Annotated in this window: 25 protein-coding genes; 1 reads left to right on the top strand and 24 read right to left on the bottom strand. The window is 64.8% G+C overall.

Going from position 1 to position 26,121, the window contains the following annotated elements; all coding sequences use genetic code 11:
• Positions 1 to 6 precede the first annotated feature (6 nt).
• From folP to AC099J_RS10165, 3 genes are all read right to left on the bottom strand, one after another.
• A complete protein-coding gene (gene folP / locus AC099J_RS10155) occupies positions 7 to 906 on the bottom strand; it encodes a dihydropteroate synthase (protein ID WP_479615124.1) in 900 nt (299 codons plus the stop codon).
• Positions 907 to 971: 65 nt separating this feature from the next.
• The gene (gene ftsH, locus AC099J_RS10160) at positions 972 to 2,894 is read right to left on the bottom strand and encodes an ATP-dependent zinc metalloprotease FtsH (RefSeq protein WP_479615125.1); all 1,923 of its coding nucleotides are present in this window, start codon (positions 2,892 to 2,894) and stop codon (positions 972 to 974) included.
• Between the two features lie 117 nt (positions 2,895 to 3,011).
• Complete coding sequence (locus AC099J_RS10165) at positions 3,012 to 3,710, bottom strand: RlmE family RNA methyltransferase (protein ID WP_479615126.1); 699 nt, start codon at positions 3,708 to 3,710, stop codon at positions 3,012 to 3,014.
• Between the two features lie 21 nt (positions 3,711 to 3,731).
• Between AC099J_RS10165 and AC099J_RS10170 the strand changes: the two genes are divergently transcribed.
• Complete coding sequence (locus AC099J_RS10170; protein ID WP_479615127.1) at positions 3,732 to 4,214, top strand: YhbY family RNA-binding protein; 483 nt, start codon at positions 3,732 to 3,734, stop codon at positions 4,212 to 4,214.
• Between the two features lie 24 nt (positions 4,215 to 4,238).
• Here the strand turns inward: AC099J_RS10170 and AC099J_RS10175 are convergent, their stop codons facing one another.
• The 21 genes from AC099J_RS10175 to rpsB form a co-directional block, all read right to left on the bottom strand.
• Positions 4,239 to 5,372 carry an aminotransferase class V-fold PLP-dependent enzyme gene (locus AC099J_RS10175; protein WP_479615128.1) on the bottom strand — a complete coding sequence of 378 codons (1,134 nt, stop codon included), beginning with the start codon at positions 5,370 to 5,372 and terminating at the stop codon, positions 4,239 to 4,241.
• A gap of 2 nt (positions 5,373 to 5,374) precedes the next feature.
• Positions 5,375 to 5,800 (bottom strand): DUF4149 domain-containing protein, encoded by a 426-nt coding sequence (locus AC099J_RS10180; RefSeq protein ID WP_479615129.1) that lies wholly within the window; start codon positions 5,798 to 5,800, stop codon positions 5,375 to 5,377.
• Positions 5,801 to 5,806: 6 nt separating this feature from the next.
• Entirely contained in the window at positions 5,807 to 6,286 is a 480-nt protein-coding gene (gene greA / locus AC099J_RS10185; protein ID WP_479615130.1) for a transcription elongation factor GreA, read from the bottom strand.
• 111 nt (positions 6,287 to 6,397) lie between these two features.
• Positions 6,398 to 9,643, bottom strand: coding sequence for a carbamoyl-phosphate synthase large subunit (carB, locus tag AC099J_RS10190; protein ID WP_479615131.1), 3,246 nt, complete (start codon positions 9,641 to 9,643; stop codon positions 6,398 to 6,400).
• The gene (carA, locus tag AC099J_RS10195; protein WP_479615132.1) at positions 9,636 to 10,829 is read right to left on the bottom strand and encodes a glutamine-hydrolyzing carbamoyl-phosphate synthase small subunit; all 1,194 of its coding nucleotides are present in this window, start codon (positions 10,827 to 10,829) and stop codon (positions 9,636 to 9,638) included. Before carA ends, carB begins: the two co-directional genes overlap by 8 nt.
• A 124-nt stretch (positions 10,830 to 10,953) precedes the next feature.
• Positions 10,954 to 11,733 (bottom strand): TrmH family RNA methyltransferase, encoded by a 780-nt coding sequence (locus AC099J_RS10200; RefSeq protein WP_479615133.1) that lies wholly within the window; start codon positions 11,731 to 11,733, stop codon positions 10,954 to 10,956.
• On the bottom strand, positions 11,730 to 12,386 hold the full coding sequence (gene rnhB / locus AC099J_RS10205; RefSeq protein WP_479615134.1) for a ribonuclease HII: 657 nt from the start codon (positions 12,384 to 12,386) through the stop codon (positions 11,730 to 11,732). The genes AC099J_RS10200 and rnhB overlap by 4 nt, the downstream gene beginning before the upstream one ends.
• Complete coding sequence (gene lpxB, locus AC099J_RS10210; RefSeq protein WP_479615135.1) at positions 12,358 to 13,518, bottom strand: lipid-A-disaccharide synthase; 1,161 nt, start codon at positions 13,516 to 13,518, stop codon at positions 12,358 to 12,360. Before lpxB ends, rnhB begins: the two co-directional genes overlap by 29 nt.
• 5 nt (positions 13,519 to 13,523) lie before the next feature.
• On the bottom strand, positions 13,524 to 14,312 hold the full coding sequence (lpxA, locus tag AC099J_RS10215; protein WP_479615136.1) for an acyl-ACP--UDP-N-acetylglucosamine O-acyltransferase: 789 nt from the start codon (positions 14,310 to 14,312) through the stop codon (positions 13,524 to 13,526).
• Positions 14,313 to 14,337: 25 nt separating this feature from the next.
• A complete protein-coding gene (fabZ, locus tag AC099J_RS10220; RefSeq protein ID WP_479615137.1) occupies positions 14,338 to 14,778 on the bottom strand; it encodes a 3-hydroxyacyl-ACP dehydratase FabZ in 441 nt (146 codons plus the stop codon).
• A gap of 6 nt (positions 14,779 to 14,784) precedes the next feature.
• Positions 14,785 to 15,765 (bottom strand): UDP-3-O-(3-hydroxymyristoyl)glucosamine N-acyltransferase, encoded by a 981-nt coding sequence (gene lpxD / locus AC099J_RS10225; RefSeq protein WP_479615138.1) that lies wholly within the window; start codon positions 15,763 to 15,765, stop codon positions 14,785 to 14,787.
• A 20-nt stretch (positions 15,766 to 15,785) separates the two neighbouring features.
• The gene (locus AC099J_RS10230) at positions 15,786 to 16,307 is read right to left on the bottom strand and encodes an OmpH/Skp family outer membrane protein (RefSeq protein WP_479615139.1); all 522 of its coding nucleotides are present in this window, start codon (positions 16,305 to 16,307) and stop codon (positions 15,786 to 15,788) included.
• Positions 16,307 to 18,604 (bottom strand): outer membrane protein assembly factor BamA, encoded by a 2,298-nt coding sequence (gene bamA, locus AC099J_RS10235; protein ID WP_479615140.1) that lies wholly within the window; start codon positions 18,602 to 18,604, stop codon positions 16,307 to 16,309. Before bamA ends, AC099J_RS10230 begins: the two co-directional genes overlap by 1 nt.
• A gap of 57 nt (positions 18,605 to 18,661) precedes the next feature.
• Positions 18,662 to 20,026 carry an RIP metalloprotease RseP gene (rseP, locus tag AC099J_RS10240; RefSeq protein ID WP_479615141.1) on the bottom strand — a complete coding sequence of 455 codons (1,365 nt, stop codon included), beginning with the start codon at positions 20,024 to 20,026 and terminating at the stop codon, positions 18,662 to 18,664.
• 21 nt (positions 20,027 to 20,047) lie between these two features.
• A complete protein-coding gene (ispC, locus tag AC099J_RS10245) occupies positions 20,048 to 21,229 on the bottom strand; it encodes a 1-deoxy-D-xylulose-5-phosphate reductoisomerase (protein WP_479615142.1) in 1,182 nt (393 codons plus the stop codon).
• A complete protein-coding gene (locus AC099J_RS10250; protein WP_479615143.1) occupies positions 21,226 to 22,056 on the bottom strand; it encodes a phosphatidate cytidylyltransferase in 831 nt (276 codons plus the stop codon). Before AC099J_RS10250 ends, ispC begins: the two co-directional genes overlap by 4 nt.
• Positions 22,057 to 22,065: 9 nt before the next feature.
• Positions 22,066 to 22,776, bottom strand: coding sequence for a polyprenyl diphosphate synthase (gene uppS, locus AC099J_RS10255; protein ID WP_479615144.1), 711 nt, complete (start codon positions 22,774 to 22,776; stop codon positions 22,066 to 22,068).
• Between the two features lie 49 nt (positions 22,777 to 22,825).
• On the bottom strand, positions 22,826 to 23,386 hold the full coding sequence (gene frr, locus AC099J_RS10260; protein ID WP_479615145.1) for a ribosome recycling factor: 561 nt from the start codon (positions 23,384 to 23,386) through the stop codon (positions 22,826 to 22,828).
• Between the two features lie 58 nt (positions 23,387 to 23,444).
• A complete protein-coding gene (gene pyrH, locus AC099J_RS10265) occupies positions 23,445 to 24,167 on the bottom strand; it encodes a UMP kinase (protein ID WP_479615146.1) in 723 nt (240 codons plus the stop codon).
• 77 nt (positions 24,168 to 24,244) lie between these two features.
• Entirely contained in the window at positions 24,245 to 25,168 is a 924-nt protein-coding gene (gene tsf, locus AC099J_RS10270; protein ID WP_479615147.1) for a translation elongation factor Ts, read from the bottom strand.
• A 92-nt stretch (positions 25,169 to 25,260) separates the two neighbouring features.
• Positions 25,261 to 26,013, bottom strand: coding sequence for a 30S ribosomal protein S2 (gene rpsB, locus AC099J_RS10275; protein ID WP_479615458.1), 753 nt, complete (start codon positions 26,011 to 26,013; stop codon positions 25,261 to 25,263).
• Positions 26,014 to 26,121 lie beyond the last annotated feature (108 nt).

The following is a 26,121-nucleotide window of genomic DNA, read 5'->3' on the forward strand; positions in this document are numbered from 1 at the left end:
TCTTTCTTATGAAGAGGCTGCGGTGGACTGCGGGCTGGCAGCACGCCAGACGCGCAGCGCCGCAACGGTTTCGCGTACGTCGTGCACACGCACCACGCGCGCGCCACGTTCGACCGCCAGCAGCGCTGCGGCGACGCTGGACACCATGCGCGGATGAGACGCGGGCGCCAGTGCTACGGCACCCTCGCCGTCGGCCGCAACGGCCCCCAGCGAAGACTTGCGCGACCAGCCGACCAGCAGCGGGTAGCCCGCCGCCAACAGTGCCGGCTGCTGGGCCAGCAGGCTGAAGTTCTGTTCGACGGTCTTGCCGAAACCGATGCCCGGGTCCAGCACGATGCGCTCGGCGCCGACGCCCTGCTGACGCAGCGACGTGGCCGCCTGCACGAGGAAGTCGAGCACCTGCGCAGGTGCATCGCCCTGCATGGGCTGGCGGTGCATGGTGGCAGGCTCGCCGTGCATGTGCATCAGGCAGACGCCGCAGCCCGGGTGCGCCGCGACCACCCGGGCAGCGGCGCCCGCGGTGTCACCCGCGCCCGTGTCGTGCCAGCGCAGCGCCCAGATGTCGTTCACGATGTCAGCGCCGAGGTCCAAGGCTGCCTGCATGACCTGGGGCTTGTACGTGTCGACCGACACCGGAACACCCAGCGTGAGGGCACCGCGCAGTACGGGCAAGAGGCGCTCGAGTTCCTGTGCCACCGGCAGCGGTGTCGAACCGGGACGGGACGACTCGGCGCCCAGGTCGAGGATGGCAACGCCCTCCTCGACCATGGCCTCACAGCGGCGCAACGCAGCGGCCGTGCTGGCGTGCAGACCACCGTCGGAAAATGAGTCGGGCGTCACGTTCACAATGCCCATCACCTGCGGGAGGTCGAGCGCGATACGAAAGCGGGTGGTGTGCCAGAACATGTGCGAAAAATGCATACGGGGCCGTCAAGGCCCCGTATTGTCCGTCAGGAAACTGCGCGAATCGCTCAGGCCGCAGTCGGCGCTGGTTCCGGATTCACGGCCGGAGCGCCACCGCTGCCACCACCGCTGTTGCCACCGGTGGGCGTGCGCGGCGTCCAGTCCTTGGGAGGGCGCGGCTCACGGCCGGCCATGATGTCGTCGATCTGCTCGGTGTCGATCGTTTCCCATTCGAGCAGCGCCTTGGCCATGGTGTGCATCTTGTCGCTGTTGTCTTCGATCAGCTTGCGTGCCAGGGCGTACTGCTGGTCAATGATGCGGCGCACTTCGCCGTCGACCTTCTGCATGGTCTGCTCGCTCATGTTGGTGGTCTTGGTGACCGAGCGGCCCAGGAACACTTCGCCTTCGTTCTCGGCGTAGACCATGGGGCCCAGCGCATCGGTCATGCCGTAGCGGGTGACCATGTCGCGGGCGATGGAGGTGGCACGCTCGAAGTCGTTGCTGGCGCCGGTGGTCATCTGGTTCATGAACACTTCTTCGGCGATCCGGCCACCGAACAGCATGCTGATCTGGCTCAGCATGTATTCCTTGTCATAGCTGTAGCGGTCTTGGGCCGGCAGGCTCATGGTCACACCCAGGGCGCGGCCACGGGGAATGACCGTCACCTTGTGCACCGGGTCGCACTTGGGCATCAGCTTGCCGATCAGGGCGTGGCCAGACTCGTGGTAGGCCGTGTTGCGGCGCTCTTCCTCGGGCATGACCATGCTCTTGCGCTCCGGGCCCATCAGGATCTTGTCCTTGGCCTTCTCGAAGTCCTGCATCTCGACCACGCGGGCATTGCGGCGTGCGGCCATCAAGGCAGCTTCGTTGCACAGGTTGGCCAGGTCGGCACCGGACATGCCAGGCGTGCCGCGGGCGATGACGCTGGCGTTCACGTCCTGGGCGACGGGCACCTTGCGCATGTGCACATGCAGGATCTGCTCGCGGCCACGGATGTCGGGCAGCGTCACATAGACCTGGCGGTCAAAGCGGCCAGGGCGCAGCAGGGCGGCGTCCAGGATGTCGGGGCGGTTGGTCGCCGCGACCACGATCACACCGAGGTTGGTCTCGAAGCCGTCCATCTCGACCAGCATCTGGTTCAGAGTCTGCTCGCGCTCGTCGTTGCCGCCGCCCAGGCCGGCGCCACGCTGGCGACCGACAGCATCGATTTCGTCGATGAAGATGATGCAGGGCGCGTTCTTCTTGGCGTTCTCGAACATGTCGCGCACGCGGGCGGCGCCCACACCGACGAACATTTCGACGAAGTCAGAGCCAGAGATGCTGAAGAACGGCACCTTGGCTTCACCCGCGATGGACTTGGCCAGCAGCGTCTTGCCGGTGCCGGGAGGGCCGACCAGCAGAAGGCCACGCGGAATGCGGCCGCCGAGCTTCTGGAAGCGCTGAGGGTCCTTCAGGAAGTCGACCACTTCGCGCACTTCTTCCTTCGCCTCGTCGCAACCTGCCACGTCGGCGAAGGTCACGTTGTTGTTGTTCTCATCCATCATGCGGGCTTTGCTCTTGCCGAAGCTGAAGGCGCCGCCCTTGCCGCCGCCCTGCATCTGGCGCATGAAGTAGACCCAGACGCCGATCAAGAGAAGCATCGGGCCCCAGCTGACCAGCAGGGTCATCAAGAGCGAGCCCTCTTCGCGCGGCTTGACGTCGAACTTCACGTTGTTGGCGATGAGGTCGCCGACCAGGCCGCGGTCGAGGTAGGTGGCGGTGGTGCGCACGCGGCGGTCATCTGTGGTGACGCCGATGATCTCGGTGCCGCCAGGGCTTTCCTGGATCGTGGCCGATTTGATGCGTTTGTTGCGCACTTCCTCCAGGAAATCGGAATACCCGAGGAAACCGGCACCCGCGGTGGCGCGTGTGTCGAACTGCTTGAACACCGTGAACAGCACCATGGCGATCACGAGCCAGACAGCAACTTTGGAAAACCAGGGATTCTTCAAGCAGGACTCCGGTGGGGGCAGAAGGCTTCGGTATTGACATACCTGGGCATCATTTTAGGCATTTCAAGTTCCGAAAGACCCGGTTTCGACGATTCCACCCATAGCTGCGACAAGGGTTTAAGACGCTTTTTCGACAAATGGAGCCGCTGCTTTGAGACCAGTACCGATCAAAAAGGTTTCGGACGATTTGTCGCGCGAGGCTTTGGGCTTGAGCGGCTTGACAACGCGGAACCGCTCCTTGAAAAGCTTGACCAACTCGTCGTAGCCGCTGCCGTGGAACAGCTTCACGACCAGCGTGCCGTGGGGCTTCATGTAGCCCTGGGCAAACTCGACCGCCAGTTCGACCAGGTGGACGATCCGCGCGGCATCGGCAGATCCGATGCCCGACAGGTTGGGCGCCATATCGGACACCACGACATCGGCCAGCCGACCGTCCATGGCCAGGTGCAGCTGCGCCATGAACTCGGGCTCACGGAAATCGCCTTGCAGAAACTGCACACCTTCGACCGGCTCCATCGGCAGCAGATCCAGCGCGATGATGGTGCCATTGAGTTCGCCCACCGCCGCACCGCCGCCGGTGGCCGTGCGCGGCGACAGCTTGCGCCGTACGTACTGGCTCCACGCGCCCGGCGTGGACCCGAGATCGACCACCAGATGGCCCGGCTTGAGCAGGTGCAGCGCCTCGTCGATCTCCTTCAGCTTGTAGGCGGCGCGCGCGCGGTAGCCTTCCTTCGCCGCGAGCTTCACGTAGGTGTCGTTGACATGGTCGTTCAGCCACGCCTTGTTGACTTTCTTGCTCTTGGTCTTGACTTTCATATTGGCTCTGATAATACGGGGATGCCCCAGATTCAACTTACCCCCGCACAGCGCAAGGTGCACCGTGCCGAAGCCCATCACCTGGACCCTGTGGTCATGGTGGGCGGCGACGGCCTCACGCCGGCCGTCGTGCGTGAAACCGACCTCGCGCTCAACGCCCATGGCCTCATCAAGGTGCGCGTGCTGTCGGACGACCGCGTCGCTCGCGAAGCCATGTACCAGCAGCTGAGCGATGAGCTCAGCGCAGCACCCATCCAGCACATCGGCAAACTGCTGGTACTGTGGCGCCCCAAGCCGGAAGCGACCAAGGAACGCACCGTCGACGAGGACCGGATGGCCGGCCCGCGTGACGTCAAGGTGCTCAAGTTCAGCAGCCGTGGGGGTCAGCGGCCCGAAGTCAAGATGCTGCGCGTGCTGGGCAACCAGCGGCTGACGCCCGGTGGCAAGGTCAAGCGCGCCAAGCCAAAGCCACAGACCAGCGTCAAAAAGCGCAGCCAGACCTGAGCCCGACCGCGCAGGCTCCGACGGTCAACGTGGCGCGACCTCCTCCAGCGCTTTGGCCAGCTGGCCCACCGTCCGGTCCACGTTGTGCCACTTCTCCAAGCCGAACAGGCCAATGCGGAAGGTACGGAAGTCCGAAGGCTCGTCGCACTGCAGCGGCACGCCAGCCGCCGTCTGCAACCCCACGGCCAAAAACTTCTTGCCGTTCTGGATGTCCGGGTCAGTCGTGTAGCTCACCACCACACCAGGCGCCTTGAAGCCCTCGGCTGCGACGCTGGGAAATCCGCGCGATTCCAGCAGGGTGCGCACCTTCGCGCCCAGTTCGATCTGCTCTGCGCGCACCTTGTCGAACCCGTAGTCGCGCGTCTCCAGCATGACCTCGCGCAGGCGCACCAGTGCGTCGGTGGGCATGGTCGTGTGGTAGGCGTGCTGGCCCTTCTCGTACCCCTCGGCGATCTGCATCCACTTCTTGAGATCGCACGAAAAACTGCTGCTGGTCGTGCTCTCGATGGCGTCGCGGGCCCGCGCGCTGAGCATCACCATGGCGCAGCAGGGCGAACTGCTCCAGCCCTTTTGCGGCGCGGAGATCAGCACGTCGACGCCGGTGGCGTCCATGTCGACCCACATCGCGCCTGATGCCACGCAGTCCAGCACCACCAGCGCGCCCACGGCGTGGGCGGCATCGGCCACGGTGCGCAGGTAGGCGTCGGGCAAGATGATGCCGCTGGCGGTTTCCACATGCGGCATGAACACGACCTTGGGCAGCTCGGCGCGGATCGCGGCCGCAACCTCGTCGGCCGGCGCCGGCTGCCAGGCGGCCTGCGGCCCATCGCCCGTGCGGCGCGCCTTGCAGACCACGGCGCCGCCGCCCAGACCGCCGGCGTCGAAGATCTGGCTCCAGCGGTAGCTGAACCAGCCATTGCGCACGATCAGCACCTTCTCGCGGTTGGCGAACTGGCGCGCGACCGCCTCCATGCCGAAGGTGCCGCTGCCCGGCACCAGCACGGCCGTATGGGCGTGGTAGACCTGCTTGAGTGTGGCCAGGATGTCCTGCATGACGCCGGTGAAGCGCTTGGACATGTGGTTGAGCGCGCGGTCGGTGTAGACCACCGAAAATTCCAGCAGGCCATCAGGGTCGATATCGGGCAGCAGTCCAGGCATGGTCAGTCTCCTTGTTGTGCAGGCGCAGGCCGCGCCAGTTTCCAGAACGTGAGGCCAGCGCAGCACCATTGCAACATCAGCATGCCGCTGCCCAGGCCGTGCCAGAGCTTCAGATTCTCGCGTGCCACGATGCGTGGCGCGACCGCGAATTCCCCCAGCAGCGCGAGCAGCAAGCCCGCCAGCACAAAGCCCAGCACCGGCTTGGCCCATGGCGCCAGTCGGTCATCGCCGCGCGGGCGCGACACGATCAGCAGCAGGCCGCAACAGCCCAGGGTGATCCAGGTCTGCACGCTGAACAGGCGTGCCGCCATGCCACCAGCCAGCGCGGGGCTGGGCAGGTGGGCAAACAGCATGGGGACGACCCAGAACACCGTGGTCAGGCTGCCCCACCAGAGCGCGGCGGTCAGCAGGGGCAGTGGTCCCTGCATCGCGCTTCAGACGTAGCGCACCGCCACGACCTCGTAGCGGCGCGTGCCGCCGGGCGTGTGGACTTCGGCGCTGTCGCCCTCGGCCTTGCCGATCAGCGCGCGGGCGATCGGGCTGGAGATGTTGATGCGGCCCAGCTTCAGGTCGGCCTCGTCTTCCCCCACGATCTGGTAAGTGACGGCCTGGCTGGTGTCCTCGTCTTCCAGATCCACGGTGGCGCCGAACACGATCTTGCCGCCGGCATTGACCTCGGTCGGCTCGATGACCTGGGCTGCCGACAGCTTGCCTTCGATCTCCTGGATGCGGCCTTCGATGAAGCCCTGGCGGTCCTTGGCGGCGTCGTAGTCCGCGTTCTCGGACAGGTCGCCCTGGGCACGCGCTTCGGCGATGGCGTTGATGATGAAGGGGCGGTCGACCGTCTTCAAGCGGTGCAGTTCGGTCTTCAGCGCCTCGGCGCCGCGCCGGGTGACGGGGATGGTGTTGTTCATTTGTGGGTCTCCCAAAAGCAAACCGCCGAGCGTTGCCGTTCGGCGGTGTGTTGAAGCGGTTGATTATGCCGCCAGCGGCGGCCCGGACGGGCGATTCAGCTCAAAGGCCGCTCAAGCGCCGAGTTGCGCATGCATCTCCTGCACCGAGATCACACCCAGCTGGTCCATGTAGCGCATGCCCTCGACCGCCGCCTCGGCACCGGAAATCGTCGTGAACGTGGTCACACGGGCCAGCAACGAGGAGGTGCGGATCGCGCGGCTGTCAGAGATGGCGTTGCGACGTTCCTCCACCGTGTTGACCACCAGCGCGATCTCGTTGTTCTTGATCATGTCGACCACGTGCGGCCGGCCTTCGGTTACCTTGTTCACGGTCTTGCAGGCAATACCGGCCGCCGTGATGGCCAAAGCCGTGCCCTTGGTCGCCACCACCGAAAAGCCCTGGGCGACCAGCGCACGCGCCACCTCGACGGCACGCGGCTTGTCGCTGTTCTTCACGGTCAGGAAGGCCGTGCCGGAACGCGGCAGCTTGGTGCCGGCGCCCAGCTGGCTCTTGACAAAGGCCTCGCCGAAGGTCTTGCCCACGCCCATCACTTCGCCGGTGGACTTCATCTCGGGACCGAGGATGGTGTCCACCCCCGGAAACTTGACGAACGGGAACACGGCCTCCTTCACGCTGAAGTACGGCGGCGTGACTTCGGCGCCGATGCCCTGCTGGTCCAGCGATTGCCCGGCCATGCAGCGCGCCGCCACCTTGGCCAACTGGATGCCTGTCGCCTTGGACACGAACGGCACCGTGCGGCTGGCGCGTGGGTTCACCTCGAGCACATAGATCACGTCCTGGCCGTCCCGCTCCTGGATCGCGAACTGCACGTTCATGAGGCCGACCACGTTCAGGCCCTCGGCCATGGCTGCGGTCTGGCGTTTGAGCTCGTCGACGGTCGCCTTGCTGAGGTAGTACGGCGGCAGTGAACAGGCCGAGTCGCCGCTGTGCACGCCGGCCTGCTCGATGTGCTCCATCACGCCGCCGATGAACACCCGGCCGGTGGCGTCGCGCACCGCATCGACGTCACATTCGATGGCGTCGCTCAAGAACCGGTCCAGCAGCACCGGCGAATCGTGGCTGACCTTGACGGCCTCACGCATGTAGCGCTCCAGATCGCGCTGCTCATGCACGATCTCCATGGCACGACCACCCAGCACGTAGCTGGGGCGCACGACCAGGGGATAGCCCAACGCGGCCGCCTTCTCCAGCGCCTCGGGCTCGGCCCGGGCGGTGGCGTTTGGCGGCTGACGCAGGCCCAGCGCCTGCAGCAATTTCTGGAAGCGCTCGCGGTCTTCGGCCGCGTCGATCATGTCGGGGCTGGTGCCGATGATGGGCACGCCCGCGGCCTCCAGGCCCAGTGCGAGTTTCAGCGGCGTCTGGCCGCCGTACTGCACGATCACGCCCAGTGGCTTTTCCTTGTCGACGATCTCCAGCACGTCTTCCAGCGTCAGCGGCTCGAAGTACAGGCGGTCGGAGGTGTCGTAATCGGTGGACACGGTCTCTGGGTTGCAGTTGACCATGATGGTCTCGTAGCCGTCCTCGCGCATCGCCAGCGCCGCGTGCACGCAGCAGTAGTCGAATTCGATGCCCTGGCCGATGCGGTTCGGCCCACCGCCCAGCACCATGATCTTCTTGTTGTTGGTCGGCTCGGCCTCGCATTCTTCCTCGTAGGTCGAGTACATGTAGGCGGTGTCGGTTGCGAACTCGGCCGCGCACGTATCCACCCGCTTGTAGACCGGGCGCACGTTCAGGCCATGGCGCGCCGCGCGCACGGCGTTCTCGTTGGTCTTGAGCAGCTTGGCCAGGCGACGGTCGGAGAAGCCCTTCTTCTTGAGCGTGCGCATCTCGGGCTCGGACAGCTTGGACAAGGCCGCCGCGCCGTGGCTGTCGGTGAACTTGTCCAAGTCCAGCTCGATCTTGATGATCTGCTCGATCTGCACGAGGAACCACTTGTCGATCTTGGTCAGCGCATGGACTTCGTCCAGCGTCCAGCCGGAAGCGAAGGCATCGCCCACGTACCAGATGCGCTCAGGGCCGGGCGCGCCGAGTTCACGCTCCAGCACCTCGCGGTCCGTCGTCTTCTCGTTCATGCCGTCGACGCCGACCTCCAGGCCGCGCAGCGCCTTCTGGAAGCTTTCCTGGAAGGTGCGGCCCATCGCCATCACCTCGCCCACGCTCTTCATCTGCGTGGTCAACCGGCTGTCGGCCGTTGGGAATTTCTCGAACGCAAAACGCGGGATCTTGGTCACCACGTAGTCGATGCTGGGCTCGAAACTGGCCGGCGTCGCGCCGCCCGTGATGTCGTTGCGCAACTCGTCCAGCGTATAGCCGATGGCCAGCTTGGCAGCAACCTTGGCAATCGGGAAACCCGTGGCCTTGGAAGCCAGCGCCGAGGAGCGCGACACCCGCGGGTTCATCTCGATCACGATCATCCGGCCGTCTGCCGGGTTGACCGAGAACTGCACGTTCGAGCCGCCCGTGTCCACGCCGATCTCACGCAATACCGCCAGGCTGGCGTTGCGCATGATCTGGTATTCCTTGTCGGTCAGCGTCTGCGCCGGCGCGACGGTGATCGAGTCGCCGGTGTGCACGCCCATCGGGTCCAGGTTCTCGATGGAGCAGACGATGATGCAGTTGTCGGCCTTGTCGCGCACGACCTCCATCTCGTACTCTTTCCAGCCGAGCAAGGACTCTTCGATCAGCAATTCGCTGGTCGGCGATGCCTCCAGGCCGCGCTTGCAAATGGTCTCGAACTCCTCGGCGTTGTAGGCGATGCCGCCACCGGTGCCACCCAGCGTGAAGCTGGGGCGGATGACGGTCGGGAAACCCACAGTCTTCTGCACGCCCCAGGCTTCGTCCATGGTGTGCGCAATGCCCGAGCGGGCCGAGCCCAGGCCGATCTTGGTCATCGCGTCCTTGAACTTCAGGCGGTCTTCGGCCTTGTCGATGGCCTCGGGCGTGGCGCCGATCAGCTCGACCTTGTATTTGTCCAGCACGCCGTGGTGCCACAGGTCCAGCGCGCAGTTCAGCGCGGTCTGGCCGCCCATGGTCGGCAGGATGGCGTCGGGCTGCTCCTTGGCGATGATCTTCTCGACCGTCTGCCAGGTGATGGGCTCGATGTAGGTGACGTCCGCCGTGGCCGGGTCGGTCATGATCGTCGCAGGGTTGCTGTTGATCAGGATGACTTTGTAGCCCTCCTCGCGCAGGGCCTTGCAGGCCTGCACGCCGGAGTAGTCGAACTCACAGGCCTGGCCGATGACGATGGGGCCGGCGCCGATGATGAGGATGCTTTTGAGGTCTGTGCGCTTAGGCATTCTTGACCTCCGCTTGGCACTGTTTGTACTTGTCCATGGACTGCGTGAAACGGTCGAAGAGATAGCCGATGTCGTGCGGGCCGGGCGAAGCCTCAGGGTGGCCCTGGAAACAGAACGCCGGCTTGTCGGTGCGGGCCAGGCCTTGCAACGTGCCGTCGAACAGGCTTACGTGCGTGGCGCGCAGGTTGGCCGGCAGCGTCGTCTCGTCCACCGCGAAGCCGTGGTTCTGGCTGGTGATCGAAACGCGGCCGCTGTCCAGGTCTTTGACCGGGTGGTTGGCACCATGGTGGCCGAACTTCATCTTGAACGTCTTGGCGCCAGAGGCCAGCGCCATGATCTGGTGGCCCAGGCAGATGCCGAAGGTCGGGATCCCAGTTTCGATCAAGGCACGCGTGGCCTCGATCGCGTAGTCGCAAGGCTCCGGGTCACCAGGGCCGTTGGACAGAAAGATGCCGTGCGGCTTCAGCTTGAGCACGTCCACCGCAGGTGTCTGCGCAGGCACCACGGTCACGCGCGCGCCGCGCTGCGCCAGCATGCGCAAAATGTTCTTCTTGACGCCGTAGTCGAAGGCGACGACGTGGAATTTCGGCGTGATCTGCACGCCGTAGCCCGAGCCGAGCTTCCACTCGGTCTGCGTCCACTCGTAGGTCTCGCGGACCGAAACGACTTTGGCCAAGTCGAGGCCAGACATGGGCGGTGCCGCCTGGGCCGCCGCGATCGCCTGGTCGATGTCCCCCTGCGTCACGTCAGTGCCCGCGGCCAACGCCACGATGGCGCCGTTCTGCGCGCCATGGGTGCGCAGATGGCGCGTGAGCTTGCGCGTGTCCAGACCGGCGATGGCCACCGTGTTGCCGGCGACCAGGTACTGGCTGAGCGTCATGCTCATGCGGAAGTTCGACGCCAGTTGAGGCAGGTCCTTGATGATCAGGCCGGCGGCGTGGATCTTCTCGGCCTCGATGTCCTCGGCGTTGACGCCGTAGTTGCCGATGTGCGGATAGGTGAGCGTGACGATCTGCTGGCAGTAGCTCGGATCGGTCAGGATTTCCTGGTAGCCGGTCATGGCCGTGTTGAACACGACCTCACCGACGGTGGTGCCGGTGGCACCGATCGAGTTGCCGCGAAAGACCGTGCCGTCTGCGAGCGCCAAAATGGCGTGTGGGGCGGTTCCCTGAAGGGACAAAAGCACTGGGTTCTCCGGGTGGTGACGGGTACGCCCAAACGCGCTCGAGAGTGGACTCTCGGAAATGCTGTTGTCGGGGAAGTGGGCAGGTCGCGCGGGGCGTACGGAGGATTGGCGAAAAAGCCGCTGATTATAGCCGTCCGGCCATGCCCGCATGCAGGCAGATCGCGGCCGCAGCACCGACGTTCAGCGACTCCTCCCCGCCCGGCTGGGCGATGCGAATGCGGGTTTGGGCGAGCGCTTCGATTTCAGCGCCCACGCCCTGCCCTTCATGGCCGAAGGCCCAGGCACAAGGCCAGGGCAAGGCCGCAGCGTGCAACCACGCACCGCCGTGCGAGCTGGTCACCAGCAGCGGCACGGTCAGCGCCGCCACGGCGGCCGGCTCCAGCGATTCCACCAGGCGCAGCCCGAAATGCGCACCCATGCCGGCGCGCAGCACCTTGGCCGACCACAGGGCCGCCGTGCCTTTGAGTGCCAGCACCTGGGTGTAACCAAAGGCGCTGGCGCTGCGCAGGATGGAGCCGACGTTGCCGGCATCCTGCACGCGGTCGAGCACCACACTGGCTGCGGCCGGGTCTGGGGCCGACGCGGGGGGCAGCTCCAGCACGAAGGCCACAGCGGCGGGCGACTCAAGGGCACTCAGCTGGCTCCACAACGCATCGGCCAGCACGAGCTGGCGCACGCCGGCGTCCAGACCCCAAGCCGGCAACGACGCTGCAGCACGCTCGGCGACGACGGCCAGCACCGGCTGCCAGCCGCGCGCCAGCGCAGCACGGCACAGGTGATCGCCCTCGACCCAGACACGGCCCTGCTGCCGATAGGCGGTGTTGTCCTGCGCCAGCCGGCGCAGGTCCTTGAAGACGGCGTTCTCGCGCGAACGCAGCACCGTGGGCTCGTTGCCTACGGTCATCGCCCGATTCCGGCCGGGGTCACCACCGTCACGGTCAGTACGCCCGCGGCACGAACCGGCGCGAACGACTGGCGGTGGAGATCGCACGCGCCGTGCAGCCGCAGGGCCTCCATGTGCGCCGGTGTCCCGTAACCCTTGTGCTCGTGGAAGCCGTACTGCGGGTACCGCGCGTGCACCTCGGCACACCAGCGGTCGCGATGGACCTTCGCGAGGATGGACGCCGCCGAGATGGCAGGGACCAACGCGTCGCCCTTGACCACGGCCTCGGCCAGCACATCGAGCACCGGCAGCTGGTTGCCGTCGACCAGCACACGCGCCGGCCTGAGGCGCAGACCGGCGACGGCGCGCCGCATGGCCAGCAGCGTGGCCTGCAGGATGTTGAGCCGATCGATCTCTTCTACCGTGGCGTGCGCGACGGCAAAGCACAAGGCCTTGGCGCGAATTTCTTCGTCCAGCTGCGCGCGTCGCTGCGGAGTCAAAACCTTGGAATCGGCCAGGCCGCAGATGGGCTGCAATTCGTCGAGGATGACGGCAGCGGCCACGACCGGCCCGGCCAGAGGGCCACGCCCGGCTTCGTCGACACCGGCCAGCAGCCCGGGGGCGACCCAGGACAGCACCTGTTGTTCAGCGGCAAAGAATTTTCTGGATGGCATCGCGGGCCAGTGTGGCGGTGTCGCGTCGCAGTTCGTGGTGCAGCGCGGTGAAGCGTTGCTCGAGCGCTGCGATTGTCTCAGGCTCGGACCGGCGCAAGTCCAGCCAGCGACCAACTGCCGACGCCAACGCCTCGGGGGTTGCCGCGTGCTGCAGCAGCTCGGGCACCACGAAATCGCCACACAGAATGTTGGGCAGGCCGACCCAGGGCTGCAGGTTGCGCCCGCGCATCAACAGCCAGGACAGCCAATTCATGTGGTACGCGATCACCATCGGCCGCTTGAACAAAGCCATCTCCAGCGTTGCCGTGCCGCTGGCCACCAGCGCCACATCGCACGCCGCCATGACCGGGTGGGATTGGCCGCTGAACACCTGCAGCCGCGCACCCAGGCCCGTGGCGTGCGCCAGGCGGCGGATGTCGGCCTCTTGCGATGGCACGGCCGGCACCACGAACTGCAGGTCTGTGTGGCGATGCAGCAGCAGCTGTGCAGCGGCAAAGAAGCGCGCTGCCATCTGCTGGATCTCCGAGCGGCGGCTGCCAGGCAGGATGGCGACCACGGTTGCGTCTTGCGGCAACCCCAAGGCGCGGCGGGCCGCAGCCCGATCGGGCTCTAGCGGAATCACGCCGGCCAAAGGATGTCCGACATAGGTGGCGCCAATGCCGTGCTTGGCCAGCAGCGCAGGCTCAAACGGGAAGATGCACAGCACATGGTCAGCGCTGCGCTTGAGCTTTTCGACCTTGCCGGCACGCCACGCCCAGAAGGACGGGCTCACGAAGTGCACTGTCGGAATGCCGGCCGTCTTCAACCGCTCTTCCAGGCCGAAGTTGAAGTCAGGCGCGTCGATGCCGATGAAAATGTCCGGCCGCTCACGCAGCAGCCGGTCGCCCAACTCGCGGCGGATTGCGAGCAGCTTGCGCAGGTGCGGCACCACTTCGAGGTAGCCGCGCACGGCGAGCTGCTCGCTCGGCCACCAGGCCTCGAACCCTTGTCCGCGCATGGCGGCGCCGCCAATCCCCGCAGCCTGCATGGCAGGCCAGCGGCCTTGCATGGCAGACAGCAGCAGCGAGGCCAGCAGATCGCCGGATGCCTCGCCGGCCACCATCGCGCAGCGCAGCGACTGGGATTGCGGCATGTCGCTCAGCGGGCGATGCCGCTGACGGACGTCTGCAAAAAGTCCTGCATCAAGGCAACGTCGGCTGCCGCCTGCGGCTCTGCAGCGCCGAGTGCGGCGATGGCCACCACGGCTTCTTCCAGCGTCTTGCCCTGTCGGTAAAGCAGCTTGTGCATCTCACGGATTGCGGCCAGCCGCACCGCCGAAAAATCGCGACGGCGCAGGCCCACCAGGTTCACGGCACGCACCTGCAGCGGGTTGCCGTCCACCACCATGAAGGGTGGCACGTCCTTGTTCACATGACCGGCAAAGCCGACCATCGCATGGGCACCGATGCGCATGCGTTGCAGCACGCCCGTGAGCCCGCCCACCGTGACCCAGTCGCCGACCTGCACATGCCCGGCCAGCGTGGCGTTGTTGGCCATGGTCACCTGGTCACCAACCTGGCAGTCGTGCGCGATGTGCACATAGGCCATGATCCAGTTGTCGCTGCCGATCCGGGTGACCCCCAGATCCTGCGCGGTACCCAGGTTGAACGTGCAGAACTCGCGCACAACATTGCGGTCGCCGAGGATGAGCTCGGTCGGCTCGCCAGCGTACTTCTTGTCCTGCGGCGCGGCGCCGAGGGATGCGAACTGAAAAATCCGGTTGTCGCGGCCGATCGTCGTATGGCCTTCGATCACGCAATGCGGCCCCACTGTCGTGCCCGCGCCAATGCGCACATGCGGCCCGATCACGCTGAACGGGCCGATCGTCACCGATTCATCGAGTTGGGCCGCCGGATCGACGACCGCCTGGGCATGCACATGGGCCATGAAACAACCGACTGGGCGCAGCCGTTCAGGTCACCGTGCGCATGGTGCACATCAGTTCGGCCTCACAGGCCACGGCGTCGCCCACGCGCGCCACGCCCTTGAACTTGTAGATGCCGGACTTCTGACGCAGCAGTTCCACATCCAGGATCAACTGGTCGCCCGGCTCGACGGGCCTCTTGAACCGCGCGGCGTCGATGCCGGCGAAGTAGTAGATGGTGTTGTCGTCCAGTGGCTTGCCGGCACTGGCAAATGACAGCAACGCGGCAGCCTGGGCCATGGCTTCGAGCATGAGCACGCCCGGCATCACCGGCCGGTGCGGGAAATGGCCAACGAAGTACGGCTCGTTGATGGAGACATTCTTGAGCGCACGGATGCTCTTGTCTTTCTCCAGCGACAACACGCGGTCCACCAGCAAGATGGGGTAGCGGTGCGGCAGCTTCTTCAGAATTTCGTGGATGTCCATCATGTCGTTTCAATCGCCTCGAGCGACGAGCCGCTCCAACGCCCGCAGGCGTTCACGCAAGCTCGGAAGTTGACGCAGCGTCGCGGCGGCCTTCTCCCATTTACCGAATTCGTCCAGCGGAAAGATGCCACCGTAGGCACCGGCCTTCTTGATGTGGTTGGTCACCGCTGCGCCACCGCCGATATGCACGTGGTCGGCGATTGTGATGTGGCCAGCGATGGACACAGCACCTCCGATGGTGCAGTGCTCACCGACTGTGGTGCTGCCAGCAATGGCCGAGCAGGCCGCCATCGCCGAATGGCGGCCGATGCGTACGTTGTGGGCGATCTGGATCAGGTTGTCGAGCTTGACGCCATCCTCGATCACCGTGTCGCCCAGGGCGCCGCGGTCGATGCAGGTGTTGGCGCCAACGTCCACGTCGTCACCGATGCGCACCGAGCCCAGCTGCTCGATCTTCTCCCAGCGTCCGGCGTTCGGCGCGAAGCCAAATCCGTCGGAACCGATCACCGCGCCGGCCTCGAAGGTGCAGCGATCACCCACGCTGCAGCGCTCGCCGATCGTGACGCGTGATTTGAGAACCGTCCCGGAACCGATGCGGGCGCCGCGCTCGACCACGCACAGAGGACCGATCCAGGCCGTGGGATCGACCACAGCCTGCGGATCGACCACTGCGGTCGGGTGGATGCCGCCCTCGCTGTGCGGCGCGTGCGCGCGCTTCCACATCTGCGTGAGCTGCGCGTAATAAAGATAAGGGTTGTCCGTCACGATGCAGGCACCGCGCGCCATCGCTTCCTGCTGCGCGGCAGGGGCCACGATCACGCAGGCTGCGTGCGAGGTCGCGAGCTGGGACTGAAACTTGGGGTTGCTGAGAAAACTGATCTGAGTTGCATCGGCCGTGGCCAGCGCGGCCAGCCCTTCCACGGAAACCCCGCGGTCACCATGCAGCTCCCCACCCAAGGTGTCGACGATGCTGCCGAGAGCGAGCGCCATGTCAGGTCGACACGCCCGGGCTACTTGGCAGGGGCAGCCGCGTTCAAAGCCTTGATGACTTTGTCGGTGATGTCGTGCTTGGGATTGATGTACGCGGCCTCCTGCAGGATGGCATCGTACTTTTCAGCTTCGGCGACCTGCTTGATGACGCGGTTAGCCTTGTCGATCACCTGCTGCAACTCTTCATTCTTGCGTGCGTTCAAGTCTTCTTGAAATTCGCGCCGCTTGCGCTGGAAATCGCGATCCTGATCGACGAGCTGCCGCTGGCGAGCACTGCGCTGGCTTTCGGCCAAGGTCGGCGCTTCGCGCTCGAACTTTTCAGAAGCGGCCTTGAACACATTGCCAGCGTCCAGCAGTTCTTTCTCGCGCTTGGAGAACTCTTGCTCCAGCTTGCTCTGGCCCACCTTGGCCGGGTTCGCTTCACGCAGCAGGCGGTCGATATTGACAAAGCCCACACGGAAGTCCTCAGCCTGCGCATGTGCGCACAGAGCCGCAAGACCCAAAACGAGAGCCGACCCGAACGAGCGCACGAATTTCTTCATCAAAACGACGTACCAATCTGAAATTGCAGTTTTTGGATTCTATCGCCCGCGAACTTACGCACAGGATTGGCAATTGCCAATCGCAGCGGGCCAACAGGGGAAATCCAGCTCAAGCCGATGCCGACGGACGCGCGCATCTCGCTCAGCTCGAACTTCTGGTCTTCGCCATAGACATTGCCGACATCGACGAAGCCGAACATGCGCAGCGTGCGGTCATTGCCTGCGCCGGGGAAAGGAGTCAGCAGCTCTGCGTTCAGCGTCACCTTTCGGGCGCCACCGATCACCGAGCCAGTCACGTCACGCGGGCCGAGCGTGCCCTGCTCGAAGCCACGGACCGAACCCAGACCGCCAGAATAAAAGTTCTTGAAGACCGGGAACGGTCGGCCGGACAGCCCCTTGCCATAGCCCAGTTCGGCATTGAAGGCGAGCGTGTACTGCTTGTTCAACGGGATGTATTGCTGGAACTGGTAATTGCTACGCAAGTACCGCGTATCGCCCGCCACCCCTAGCTCGGCATTGAGTTTTTGCATGCGGCCGGTCGTCGGGACCAGCGTGCTGTCGCGGTTGTCGCGCGCCCAGCCAATGGAAAGAGGAAAAGAGTAACTGGTGTAACCGAACTTTTCTGCGTAAGACAGGTAAGCCGCGGGAATGTTGGTGCCGGGCTTGATCGTCGTTCGCTCGACCGTACCCCCGAAGTACACGGTGTCGATCTCACTGAACGGCACCCCGAAACGCAACCCGGCGCCCGTCGTCTCCAACTGGTAGTTGCCGCCTTGGTCGTTGTACGGACGTGAGTTGCGGTGGAACAGATCGACGGACAACGACACGCCGTCGTTGGTGAAGTACGGATCGACCGTGTTCAGCACAATGGTGCGGTTGAACTTGCTGGTGTTGATGTCCAGCCCCAAATAATTGCCCGAACCGAACGCGTTTTCCTGCTTGATGCCGAAAGACAGCGCCAACTTCTCAGCGCTGGAAAATCCAGCACCCAGTTGCAGGCTGCCGGTAGGCTTTTCTTGCACGCCCAGTTGCAAATCGACCTGGTCCTGGACGCCAGGCACCTCCAGCGTCTCCATGTTGACCTCGGTGAAATAGCCCAGCCGGTCTACGCGGTCACGCGATGTGCGAATCTTGTTGCCGTCATACCAGGACGACTCGAACTGGCGAAACTCGCGACGGATTACTTCATCACGCGTGCGCGTGTTGCCCACGACATTGATGCGCCGCACATAGGCGCGCCTCGATGGCTCGGACACCAGCACCAGCGCCACGCTGTTATTGCTGCGATCGATATCCGGTCGCGCTTCGACCGTTGCGAACGCGAATCCGAAATTGCCGAAGTTGTCGCGAAATGCTTTGGTGGTCTCAGCGACGCGGTCGGCGTTGTAAGGCTGGCCCGGCCGAATGGTCACCAACGACTTGAACTCGTCGTCCTTGCCCAGGTAATTTCCATCCAGGCGAACGCTGGACACGACGTAGCGCTGGCCCTCCATCACGTTCAGGGTGATGGCGATGTCCTGCTTGTCCGGAGAGATGGCAACCTGCGTGGTTTCGACTTGGAATTCCAGGTAGCCACGCGTCAGGTAATACGAGCGCAGCGTCTCGATGTCGGCATTGAGCTTGGCGCGTGAGTACCGGTCCGACTTCGTGTACCAACTGAGCCAGCCGCCCGTGTCGAGTTCGAACAGGTTGCGCAACGTGGATTCGCTGAAGGCCTCGTTCCCGACGATGCGAATCTCTCTGATCTTGGCCGGCTCACCCTCGTTGATCGTGAAGGTCAGGTTGACGCGGTTGCGCTCGATGGGCGTGACGGTCGTCACCACCTCGGCCGCATACAAGCTGCGGTTGATGTACTGGCGCTTGAGCTCCTGCTCGGCGCGGTCCGCCAACGCCTTGTCGAAGGGGCGGCCCTCGGCCAGACCGATCTCTCGCATCGACTTCTGCAACGCGTCCTTGTCGAACTCTTTGGCGCCGGCAAAATCGACCTGCGACACGGTAGGCCGCTCTTCCACGACCACCACCAGCACCGAGCCGCTGACCTCGATCCGCACGTCGGTGAACAGACCCAGACCAAAGAGCGCGCGGATGGCGGCGGCGCCCTGCTCATCGGAATACGTGTCTCCGACACGGAACGGCAGCGACGCGAACACGGTACCCGGCTCCACCCGTTGCAAGCCCTCGACGCGAATGTCACGTACCTGAAAGGGGTCGACCGCCCAGGCCGTATGTGCAGCGAACATCAGGGCCAGTGCCGTGGTGATCGCGCGCGTGCGATAGCGATGCAGTTGGTGTTTCATGGATGCAAGTAGAGGGCTGACGGGTGTCTGCTGGGCGTGCCGCAAACGACTGGAAGGTCAACCGAAGATTCGGGTCACGTCGTTGAACAAGGCGATGGACATCATCACGAGCAGCAGGGCGACCCCTGTGCGCTGCATGCGCTCCATCCACGCATCCGACACGCTCTTGCCCGTCACCGCCTCCCAAAGATAATACATCAGGTGCCCCCCATCGAGGACCGGCAGCGGCAGCAGGTTCAGCACGCCCAAGCTCACGCTGATGAGGGCCAGGAAGACCAGATATTGCGTCAGTCCGAGGCTGGCGGATTTGCCCGCGTAGTCGGCAATCGTCAGCGGGCCGCTGAGGTTCTTCAGCGATGCCTCGCCCACCACCATCTTGCCCAACATGCGCAAGGTCAACGTCGACACCTCCCAGGTTCGAACCACGCCATTCCACAAGCCATCGACCAGCCCGTGGCGCACCGTCACCATGGCGGGCGCTGCGCCCACGTAGGCACCAATGCGGCCCACCCAGATCTCGCCTTCACGCTGAGGCTGTGGCGCCACGTCGACGTCGATCACGCTGCCGGCACGCTCGACGCGCCAGCGCTGTGTCAACGACTGGTCGCCGCGCACGGACGCCCGGATCGCTTCGCGCAGTTGTTGCCCATCCACGATCGGCGTGCTGCCGACGGCGCGCACCACGTCGTCGGCCTGCAGACCGGCACGTGAGCCCGCGCCATCGGGCACGACGTCGCCGATCACCGGTTGCGTCCACGGAGCAACGATGCCGATGCGCCGGAACAGGCCCGCATCGGCTTCGAGCGCGTCAATCTGCGCCAGGGGCAACGTGAGTTCGCGCGGCGCCGCGCCCTGGGTAGACGCAGCGATCTCCAGGCGCACGTCCTGGCCATCGAGCGCAGCGCGCGTCAACACCCAGCGCAGATCCTCGAACGAGCGGACAACGTCCAAGTCCTCGTCCGCGCGGCCCGCGCGCGCCACCACCTCGCCGCCGCGCACGCCGGCACGCTCGGCGACCGACCCCTGAATCGGGCTGGCCAGCACCGCGCGGGGCTCGTCGACCCCGGCCCAATTCACGATGGCGTACAGCAAGACGGCCAACAACAGGTTGGCTGCCGGTCCGGCCGCGACGATGGCCGCACGCTTGCCCACCGGCTGCGTGTTGAATGCCAGGTGACGATCATGCGCGGGCACGGGCTCTTCGCGCTCGTCGAGCATCTTGACATAGCCTCCCAGCGGAAAGGCGGCAATCACGAACTCGGTCGGCGACCCTTTGGGCTGCCAGCGCCACAACACCTTGCCGAAGCCAATGGAAAACCGCAGCACCTTCACGCCGCAGGCCACCGCCACGCGGTAGTGCCCGTATTCGTGCACAGCAATCAGCAACCCCAGGGCGACGACGAACGCGACGATGGTCAGCATGGGAATCCCCTCAAGACCGCGTCAGCGGTCACGCCACTGCGCGATGCATTGGATCGCCGCAGCGCGCGCCTGGGCATCCAGCGCCAGCAAATCCGCCAGCGATGCGGGCTTGGAGGGCTGCACCCGATCCAAAGTTGCATGGATGACCTGGTGGATCTGGTCGAAGCGGATCCGCAGTTCCAGGAAGGCTGCGACCGCCACTTCGTTGGCTGCGTTGAAGACCGCGCACGTTCCCGACGGCGCACGCAGGGCGTGCCACGCCAGCCCGAGGCACGGGAAGCGAACGGGGTCGGGTGCCTCGAACGTCATGGCGGCCATGCGCGTGAAATCCAGCCGCGCCGTGCCGCTGTCGATACGTTCGGGCCACGAGAGGCCATAGGCGATCGGGACGCGCATGTCGGGCGTACCGAGCTGCGCCATGACGGATGCATCGTGAAACTGCACCATCGAGTGGATGATCTGCTGCGGGTGGATCACCACCTCGATCTGCTCCGGCGTGACGCCGAACAGATAGGCTGCCTCGATCACTTCCAGCGCCTTGTTCATCATGGTGGCCGAGTCCACCGAAATCTTGCGACCCATCGCGAAGTTCGGATGCGCGCACGCTTCGGCGGGCGTGACGTCGCGCAGCGTCGCCGGGTCGCGCGTCCTGAACGGTCCGCCGGACGAGGTCAGCATGATCTTTTCGATCCGACGCTTCCAGGTCGTCGGATCGTCCGGCAGCGACTGGAACACCGCAGAGTGCTCGCTGTCGATGGGCAGCAGCGTGGCGCCGCCGGCGCGTACCGCCTGCAAGAACACCTCACCGCCCACCACCAGGGCCTCTTTGTTGGCCAGTAGAAGGCGCTTGCCGGTGCGCGCTGCAGCCATGCAGGGCGCAAGCCCGGCGGCACCGACGATTGCAGCCATGACAGCGTCCACCTGCGCGTGCGCTGCAACCTCCTCGATGGCCTCGGGCCCGTCCAGCACCTCGGTCAATGAGCCTGCGGTGCGAAGACGTTCACGCAGCTGCTGCGCTGCCACGGGTTGCGCCATCACGGCATAGCGGGGCTGAAACGCCACGCATTGCTGGGCCATGAGATCCACCTGCGTGGACGCCGTCAGGGCAAAAACGTCGAACCGGTCGCGGTGCCGGGACAGCACGTCCAACGTATTGGCGCCCACGGAACCGGTGGAGCCGAGGATGGTCAAGCGCTGTTTCATACTGTGACGCAGAACAACATCATGACCAAGGGGAGCGTCGGCAGCAGGGCATCGACTCTGTCCAGCACGCCCCCGTGGCCGGGCAGCAAGCCGCTGCTGTCCTTGACACCGGCGCTGCGCTTGATCAACGACTCGACCAGGTCACCCGCCACGCTCATCGCTGTCAGGAACAGCGCGGCCAGCACGAGCAACCAGGGGGAGACCGCCCACACGCGGCTGAACAGGCTGTTGCCCGTGCCGCCTTCGGCCCAGACCCAGCCCAGCGCCAGCACGAGCACACCCACCATGCCGCCGTACACCCCTTCCCAGCTTTTGCCAGGACTGATCGCAGGCGCCAGCTTGCGACGCCCGAGACTACGCCCCGCCGCGTACGCCCCGATGTCAGCCACCCATACGAGTGTCAGCGCCGACAGCAGGAAATCGATGCCCACCACACGCGCCTGCGCGACGGCCAACCACGCCAGACACAGCGCCAACAGCCCGACCACCAGCCGCACGGACAGCGGCACCTCGGCCCAGCCAGATACGCCGCGACGGATCAGCCATGCACCCACGAGCACCCACGCGGCCCCCACCATGACCCACAACGCGAGCGAGGGTGCCTCGAGCCATCCCTGCCACCACGCCGCGCAGCACAACGCCAGCCCCGCAGCGGCCATGGCCAGCGACGCACCGTGCCCCACCTTGTTGAGACGGCCCCACTCCCAGGTCCCGGCCGCAATCAGCAGCAAGGCCACCGCGCAGAACGGCCATGGCGAAGGGTAGAACAGGGCGGGTAGCAATACCGCCAGCAGCAGCACGGCCGTGATGATTCGGGTGCGGAGCATGCTGCGGCTTCAGCGCGCCGCCGCCGGCGCGACCTGCTCGGATGTCTTACCAAAACGGCGCTCACGCTTGCCAAACACGGCGATGGCGTCGTCGAGCGCGGCCGTATCGAAGTCCGGCCACAACTTGGCGCTGAACACATACTCCGAGTAGGCCGACTGCCACAGCAAAAAGTTGCTGATGCGGTACTCACCGCCAGTGCGGATCACAAGGTCCGGATCGGGCACATGCGCCAGTGCCATTGCGCTGTTCAGGGTGGCTTCGGTGATCGGCTCGCCTGCATCAGCCAACTTGCGCGCCGCCTGGGCGATGTCCCAACGGCCACCGTAATTGAAACAGATGTTCAGGACCAGGCGGCGGTTGTCGGCCGTGTCACGCTCCGCCTGTTCCAGCCCATGGCGCACTTTTTCTGAAAGGGCGCCCAGCGCGCCAACGAACTTGAGCCGCACACCGTTGGCTTTGAGGGGCACGACCTCCTTGGCCAGCACGCCCACCATCAGAGACATGAGGCCAGACACCTCGTCCTGTGGGCGGTCCCAGTTCTCGGACGAAAACGCAAAGACGGTGAGGACGCCTACGCCCCGGTCCAGGCACGCCTGAACGCAGCGCCGCAGCGATTCGACACCTTGCCGGTGGCCTGCCACACGCGGCAGAAAGCGGCGCGTGGCCCAGCGGCCATTGCCGTCCATCACGATCGCAACATGATGCGGAACGACCTTCACAGGCTCTCCATCACAAGCGCAGGCCGACGGAGCCGATGCACCATGGCCATCAGACCGCCAACAGTTCCTGCTCCTTGGCCGCGATCACCTGTTCAACTTCGGTGATGTGGCGGTCGGTCACCTTCTGGATGTCGGCTTCCGCGCGCTTCTGCTCGTCTTCGGATGCCTCCTTGTCCTTGACCAGCTTCTTGACGGCCTCGTTGGCGTCACGGCGTAGATTGCGCACGGCCACCTTGGCGCTTTCGCCCTCGCTGCGCACGACCTTGGTCAACTCTTTGCGGCGCTCCTCGGTCATCATCGGCATCGGCACGCGGATGAGTTCGCCCATCGACGCCGGGTTAAGCCCCAGATCGCTTTCGCGGATGGCCTTCTCGATCTTCGCGCCCATGCCCTTCTCCCACGGCTGCACGCTGATGGTCCGCGCGTCGAGCAGGGACACATTCGCAACTTGACTGATGGGGACGAGCGCACCGTAGTAGTCGACCTGCACGGTGTCGAGCAAGCCCGGGTTGGCACGCCCAGTACGCACGCGGGTCAGGTTGTGCTTCAGCGAAGCCAAGGACTGGCCCATGCGAGCTTCCGCCGTACTTTTGATGTCTGCGATGGTCATGTTCTCTCCGACTTATCGAATGGCCCTGTGGTGCCGGCACGGCACCGCGACACGGACCTCATGCGTATACGAGCGTCCCCTCGTCTTCGCCAAGCACCACGCGGCGCAGGGCACCGTTCTTGAAGATCGAGAACACCTTGATGGGCAGCTTCTGGTCGCGGCACAGCGCGAACGCGGTCGCGTCCATGATGCCCAGATTCTTGGCGATCGCCTCATCGAACGACAACTGGGTGTAGCGCGTCGCGGACGGATCCTTCTTGGGGTCTGCCGAGTACACGCCATCGACCTTGGTTGCCTTCAACACCAACTCGGCGCCGATTTCTGCACCGCGCAGCGCCGCCGCCGTATCCGTCGTGAAGAAGGGGTTGCCGGTGCCCGCCGCGAACACGACCACCTTGCCCTCTTCCAGGTATTGCAGGGCCTTCGGACGGACATACGGCTCGACCACCTGGTCGATAGCAATAGCCGACATCACACGCGCCACAAGGCCCGCCTTGTTCATGGTGTCAGCCAGTGCCAGCGCATTCATGACCGTCGCCAGCATGCCCATGTAGTCGGCCGTCGCCCGGTCCATGCCAACGGAGCCCCCGGCCACGCCACGGAAGATATTGCCACCGCCGATCACCACCGCCACCTCGACGCCCATGCGGGTGACCTCGGCGATCTCCTCGACCATGCGAGCGATGGTGGCCCGGTTGATGCCGAACTGATCGTCGCCCATCAAGGCCTCGCCCGACAACTTCAGCAAGATGCGTTTGTAGGCGGGGCGGGCATCGGACATGAAAGCGTTCCTTGGGGTAGTCGGGATGGGTTGGAATGTTAGCGCGGCCCGACGACGTCGACAGGCCGCGCGCAGCGTCAGGCGCCGGCTTTGGCTGCGGCAACCTGGGCCGCCACTTCAGCGGCAAAGTCGTCGACCTTCTTCTCGATGCCTTCGCCCACGACGTACAGCGTGAACGACTTGACCTGAGTGTCCGCAGCCTTGAGCATTTGCTCGACCGTCTGCTTGTCGTTCTTCACGAAGGACTGGTTGTAGAGCGACACTTCCTTCAGGAACTTCTGCACGCCACCTTCGATGCGCTTGGCGACGATCTCGTCGGACTGCACGGGCTTGCCAGCGGCCTCGGCGGCCTTTTTGTCTTCCTCAGCCTTCGCCGCGGCGACGGACCGTTCCTTCTGCACCAGCTCAGCCGGCACTTCGGCGCTGGTCAGCGCCACGGGCTTCATGGCGGCCACGTGCATGGCGACATCCTTGGCTGCCACATCGCTGCCTTGGTACTCCACCATCACGCCGATGCGCGTGCCGTGCAGATAGCTGGCCAGCGAGCCACCGTCGGCATAGCGCTTGAAGCGGCGGAAGCTCATGTTCTCGCCGATCTTGCCGATCAAGCCCTTGCGCACGTCTTCCAGCGTCGGGCCGAAGCCGTCTTGCGCATAGGCCAGCGCACCCAGGGCCTGAACGTCGGCCGGGTTGTGCTCGACGATCAGGTTGGCCGCGCCCTGGGCCAGTGCCAGGAAGCTGTCGTTCTTGGTGACGAAGTCGGTCTCGCAATTGACTTCCAGCAGCGCGCCGGTGTTGCCGCTGACGACACAGGTCACCACGCCTTCAGCCGTGACGCGCGATGCCGCCTTGCCGGCCTTGCTGCCCAGTTTGACGCGCAAGAGTTCTTCGGCCTTGGCCATGTCGCCACCGGCCTCGGTCAATGCCTTCTTGCATTCCATCATCGGTGCGTCGGTCTTGCCACGCAGTTCAGCAACCATGCTTGCGGTGATAGCAGCCATTTTCAAATCTCCATCTCGAAATCAACAAACTAAAAAAAAGGGGGCCATGCAGCCCCTCTTTCATCGCGTGGGAACGCGTCTTCAGGGTTGGATCAGGCCGCAGCCTCGTTCACCTCGACGAACTCGTCGTCGCTCTCCGGGCCAGCAGCCTTCACCACCTCGTTCATGCCGCTGCTGCGACCTTCGATGATGGCGTCGGCGATGCCGCGGGCGTACAGCGTGACGGCCTTGGCCGAGTCATCGTTGCCAGGGATCACGTAGTCGATGCCTTCGGGCGAGTGGTTGGAATCCACCACACCGATGAGCGGAATGCCGAGCTTGCGCGCTTCGGCAATGGCGATCTTGTGGAAGCCGACGTCGATCACGAAGATGGCATCCGGCAGCGCACCCATGTCCTGGATGCCGCCGATGTCCTTCTCCAGCTTGGCCATTTCGCGGGCGAACATGAGCTGCTCTTTCTTGCTCATGTTGTCCAGTCCACCTTCCTGCTGGGTCTTCATGTCCTTCAGGCGCTTGATCGAGGTCTTGACCGTCTTGAAATTGGTCAACATGCCCCCCAGCCAGCGCTGATCGACGAACGGAACGCCAGCACGACGGGCTTCCTCCGCCAGGATTTCACGCGCCTGGCGCTTTGTTCCGACCATCAGGACGGTGCCGCGGTTGGCCGTCAGCTGCTTCACGAACTTGGCAGCGTCCTGGAACATCGGCAGCGACTTTTCCAGGTTGATGATGTGGATCTTGTTGCGATGGCCGAAGATGAACGGCGCCATCTTGGGGTTCCAGAAGCGGGTTTGGTGGCCGAAATGGACGCCGGCTTCCAGCATTTCACGCATGGTGACAGACATGGGGTACTCCAAAAGGTTAGGTCTAAAATCCAGCCCGTTTTGCGCATCCCAGGAAGGGGGCGCAACACCTTGTGCGGGCTGGTTTGCGATTTGTTTCATCGAGCGGAT

The sequence above is a fragment of the Rhodoferax sp. RT4P68 genome (assembly GCF_056521305.1).

Coding starts and splice junctions, on each gene's coding strand:
- folP (WP_479615124.1), bottom strand. CDS start 906: ATGTTCTGGCACACCACCCGCTTTCGTATCGCGCTCGACCTCCCGCAG.
- AC099J_RS10165 (WP_479615126.1), bottom strand. CDS start 3,710: ATGAAAGTCAAGACCAAGAGCAAGAAAGTCAACAAGGCGTGGCTGAAC.
- AC099J_RS10170 (WP_479615127.1), top strand. CDS start 3,732: ATGCCCCAGATTCAACTTACCCCCGCACAGCGCAAGGTGCACCGTGCC.
- AC099J_RS10175 (WP_479615128.1), bottom strand. CDS start 5,372: ATGCCTGGACTGCTGCCCGATATCGACCCTGATGGCCTGCTGGAATTT.
- AC099J_RS10180 (WP_479615129.1), bottom strand. CDS start 5,800: ATGCAGGGACCACTGCCCCTGCTGACCGCCGCGCTCTGGTGGGGCAGC.
- greA (WP_479615130.1), bottom strand. CDS start 6,286: ATGAACAACACCATCCCCGTCACCCGGCGCGGCGCCGAGGCGCTGAAG.
- carB (WP_479615131.1), bottom strand. CDS start 9,643: ATGCCTAAGCGCACAGACCTCAAAAGCATCCTCATCATCGGCGCCGGC.
- AC099J_RS10200 (WP_479615133.1), bottom strand. CDS start 11,733: ATGACCGTAGGCAACGAGCCCACGGTGCTGCGTTCGCGCGAGAACGCC.
- rnhB (WP_479615134.1), bottom strand. CDS start 12,386: ATGCCATCCAGAAAATTCTTTGCCGCTGAACAACAGGTGCTGTCCTGG.
- lpxB (WP_479615135.1), bottom strand. CDS start 13,518: ATGCCGCAATCCCAGTCGCTGCGCTGCGCGATGGTGGCCGGCGAGGCA.
- lpxA (WP_479615136.1), bottom strand. CDS start 14,312: ATGGCCCATGTGCATGCCCAGGCGGTCGTCGATCCGGCGGCCCAACTC.
- fabZ (WP_479615137.1), bottom strand. CDS start 14,778: ATGATGGACATCCACGAAATTCTGAAGAAGCTGCCGCACCGCTACCCC.
- lpxD (WP_479615138.1), bottom strand. CDS start 15,765: ATGGCGCTCGCTCTCGGCAGCATCGTCGACACCTTGGGTGGGGAGCTG.
- AC099J_RS10230 (WP_479615139.1), bottom strand. CDS start 16,307: ATGAAGAAATTCGTGCGCTCGTTCGGGTCGGCTCTCGTTTTGGGTCTT.
- bamA (WP_479615140.1), bottom strand. CDS start 18,604: ATGAAACACCAACTGCATCGCTATCGCACGCGCGCGATCACCACGGCA.
- rseP (WP_479615141.1), bottom strand. CDS start 20,026: ATGCTGACCATCGTCGCGTTCGTCGTCGCCCTGGGGTTGCTGATTGCT.
- ispC (WP_479615142.1), bottom strand. CDS start 21,229: ATGAAACAGCGCTTGACCATCCTCGGCTCCACCGGTTCCGTGGGCGCC.
- AC099J_RS10250 (WP_479615143.1), bottom strand. CDS start 22,056: ATGCTCCGCACCCGAATCATCACGGCCGTGCTGCTGCTGGCGGTATTG.
- frr (WP_479615145.1), bottom strand. CDS start 23,386: ATGACCATCGCAGACATCAAAAGTACGGCGGAAGCTCGCATGGGCCAG.
- pyrH (WP_479615146.1), bottom strand. CDS start 24,167: ATGTCCGATGCCCGCCCCGCCTACAAACGCATCTTGCTGAAGTTGTCG.
- tsf (WP_479615147.1), bottom strand. CDS start 25,168: ATGGCTGCTATCACCGCAAGCATGGTTGCTGAACTGCGTGGCAAGACC.
- rpsB (WP_479615458.1), bottom strand. CDS start 26,013: ATGTCTGTCACCATGCGTGAAATGCTGGAAGCCGGCGTCCATTTCGGC.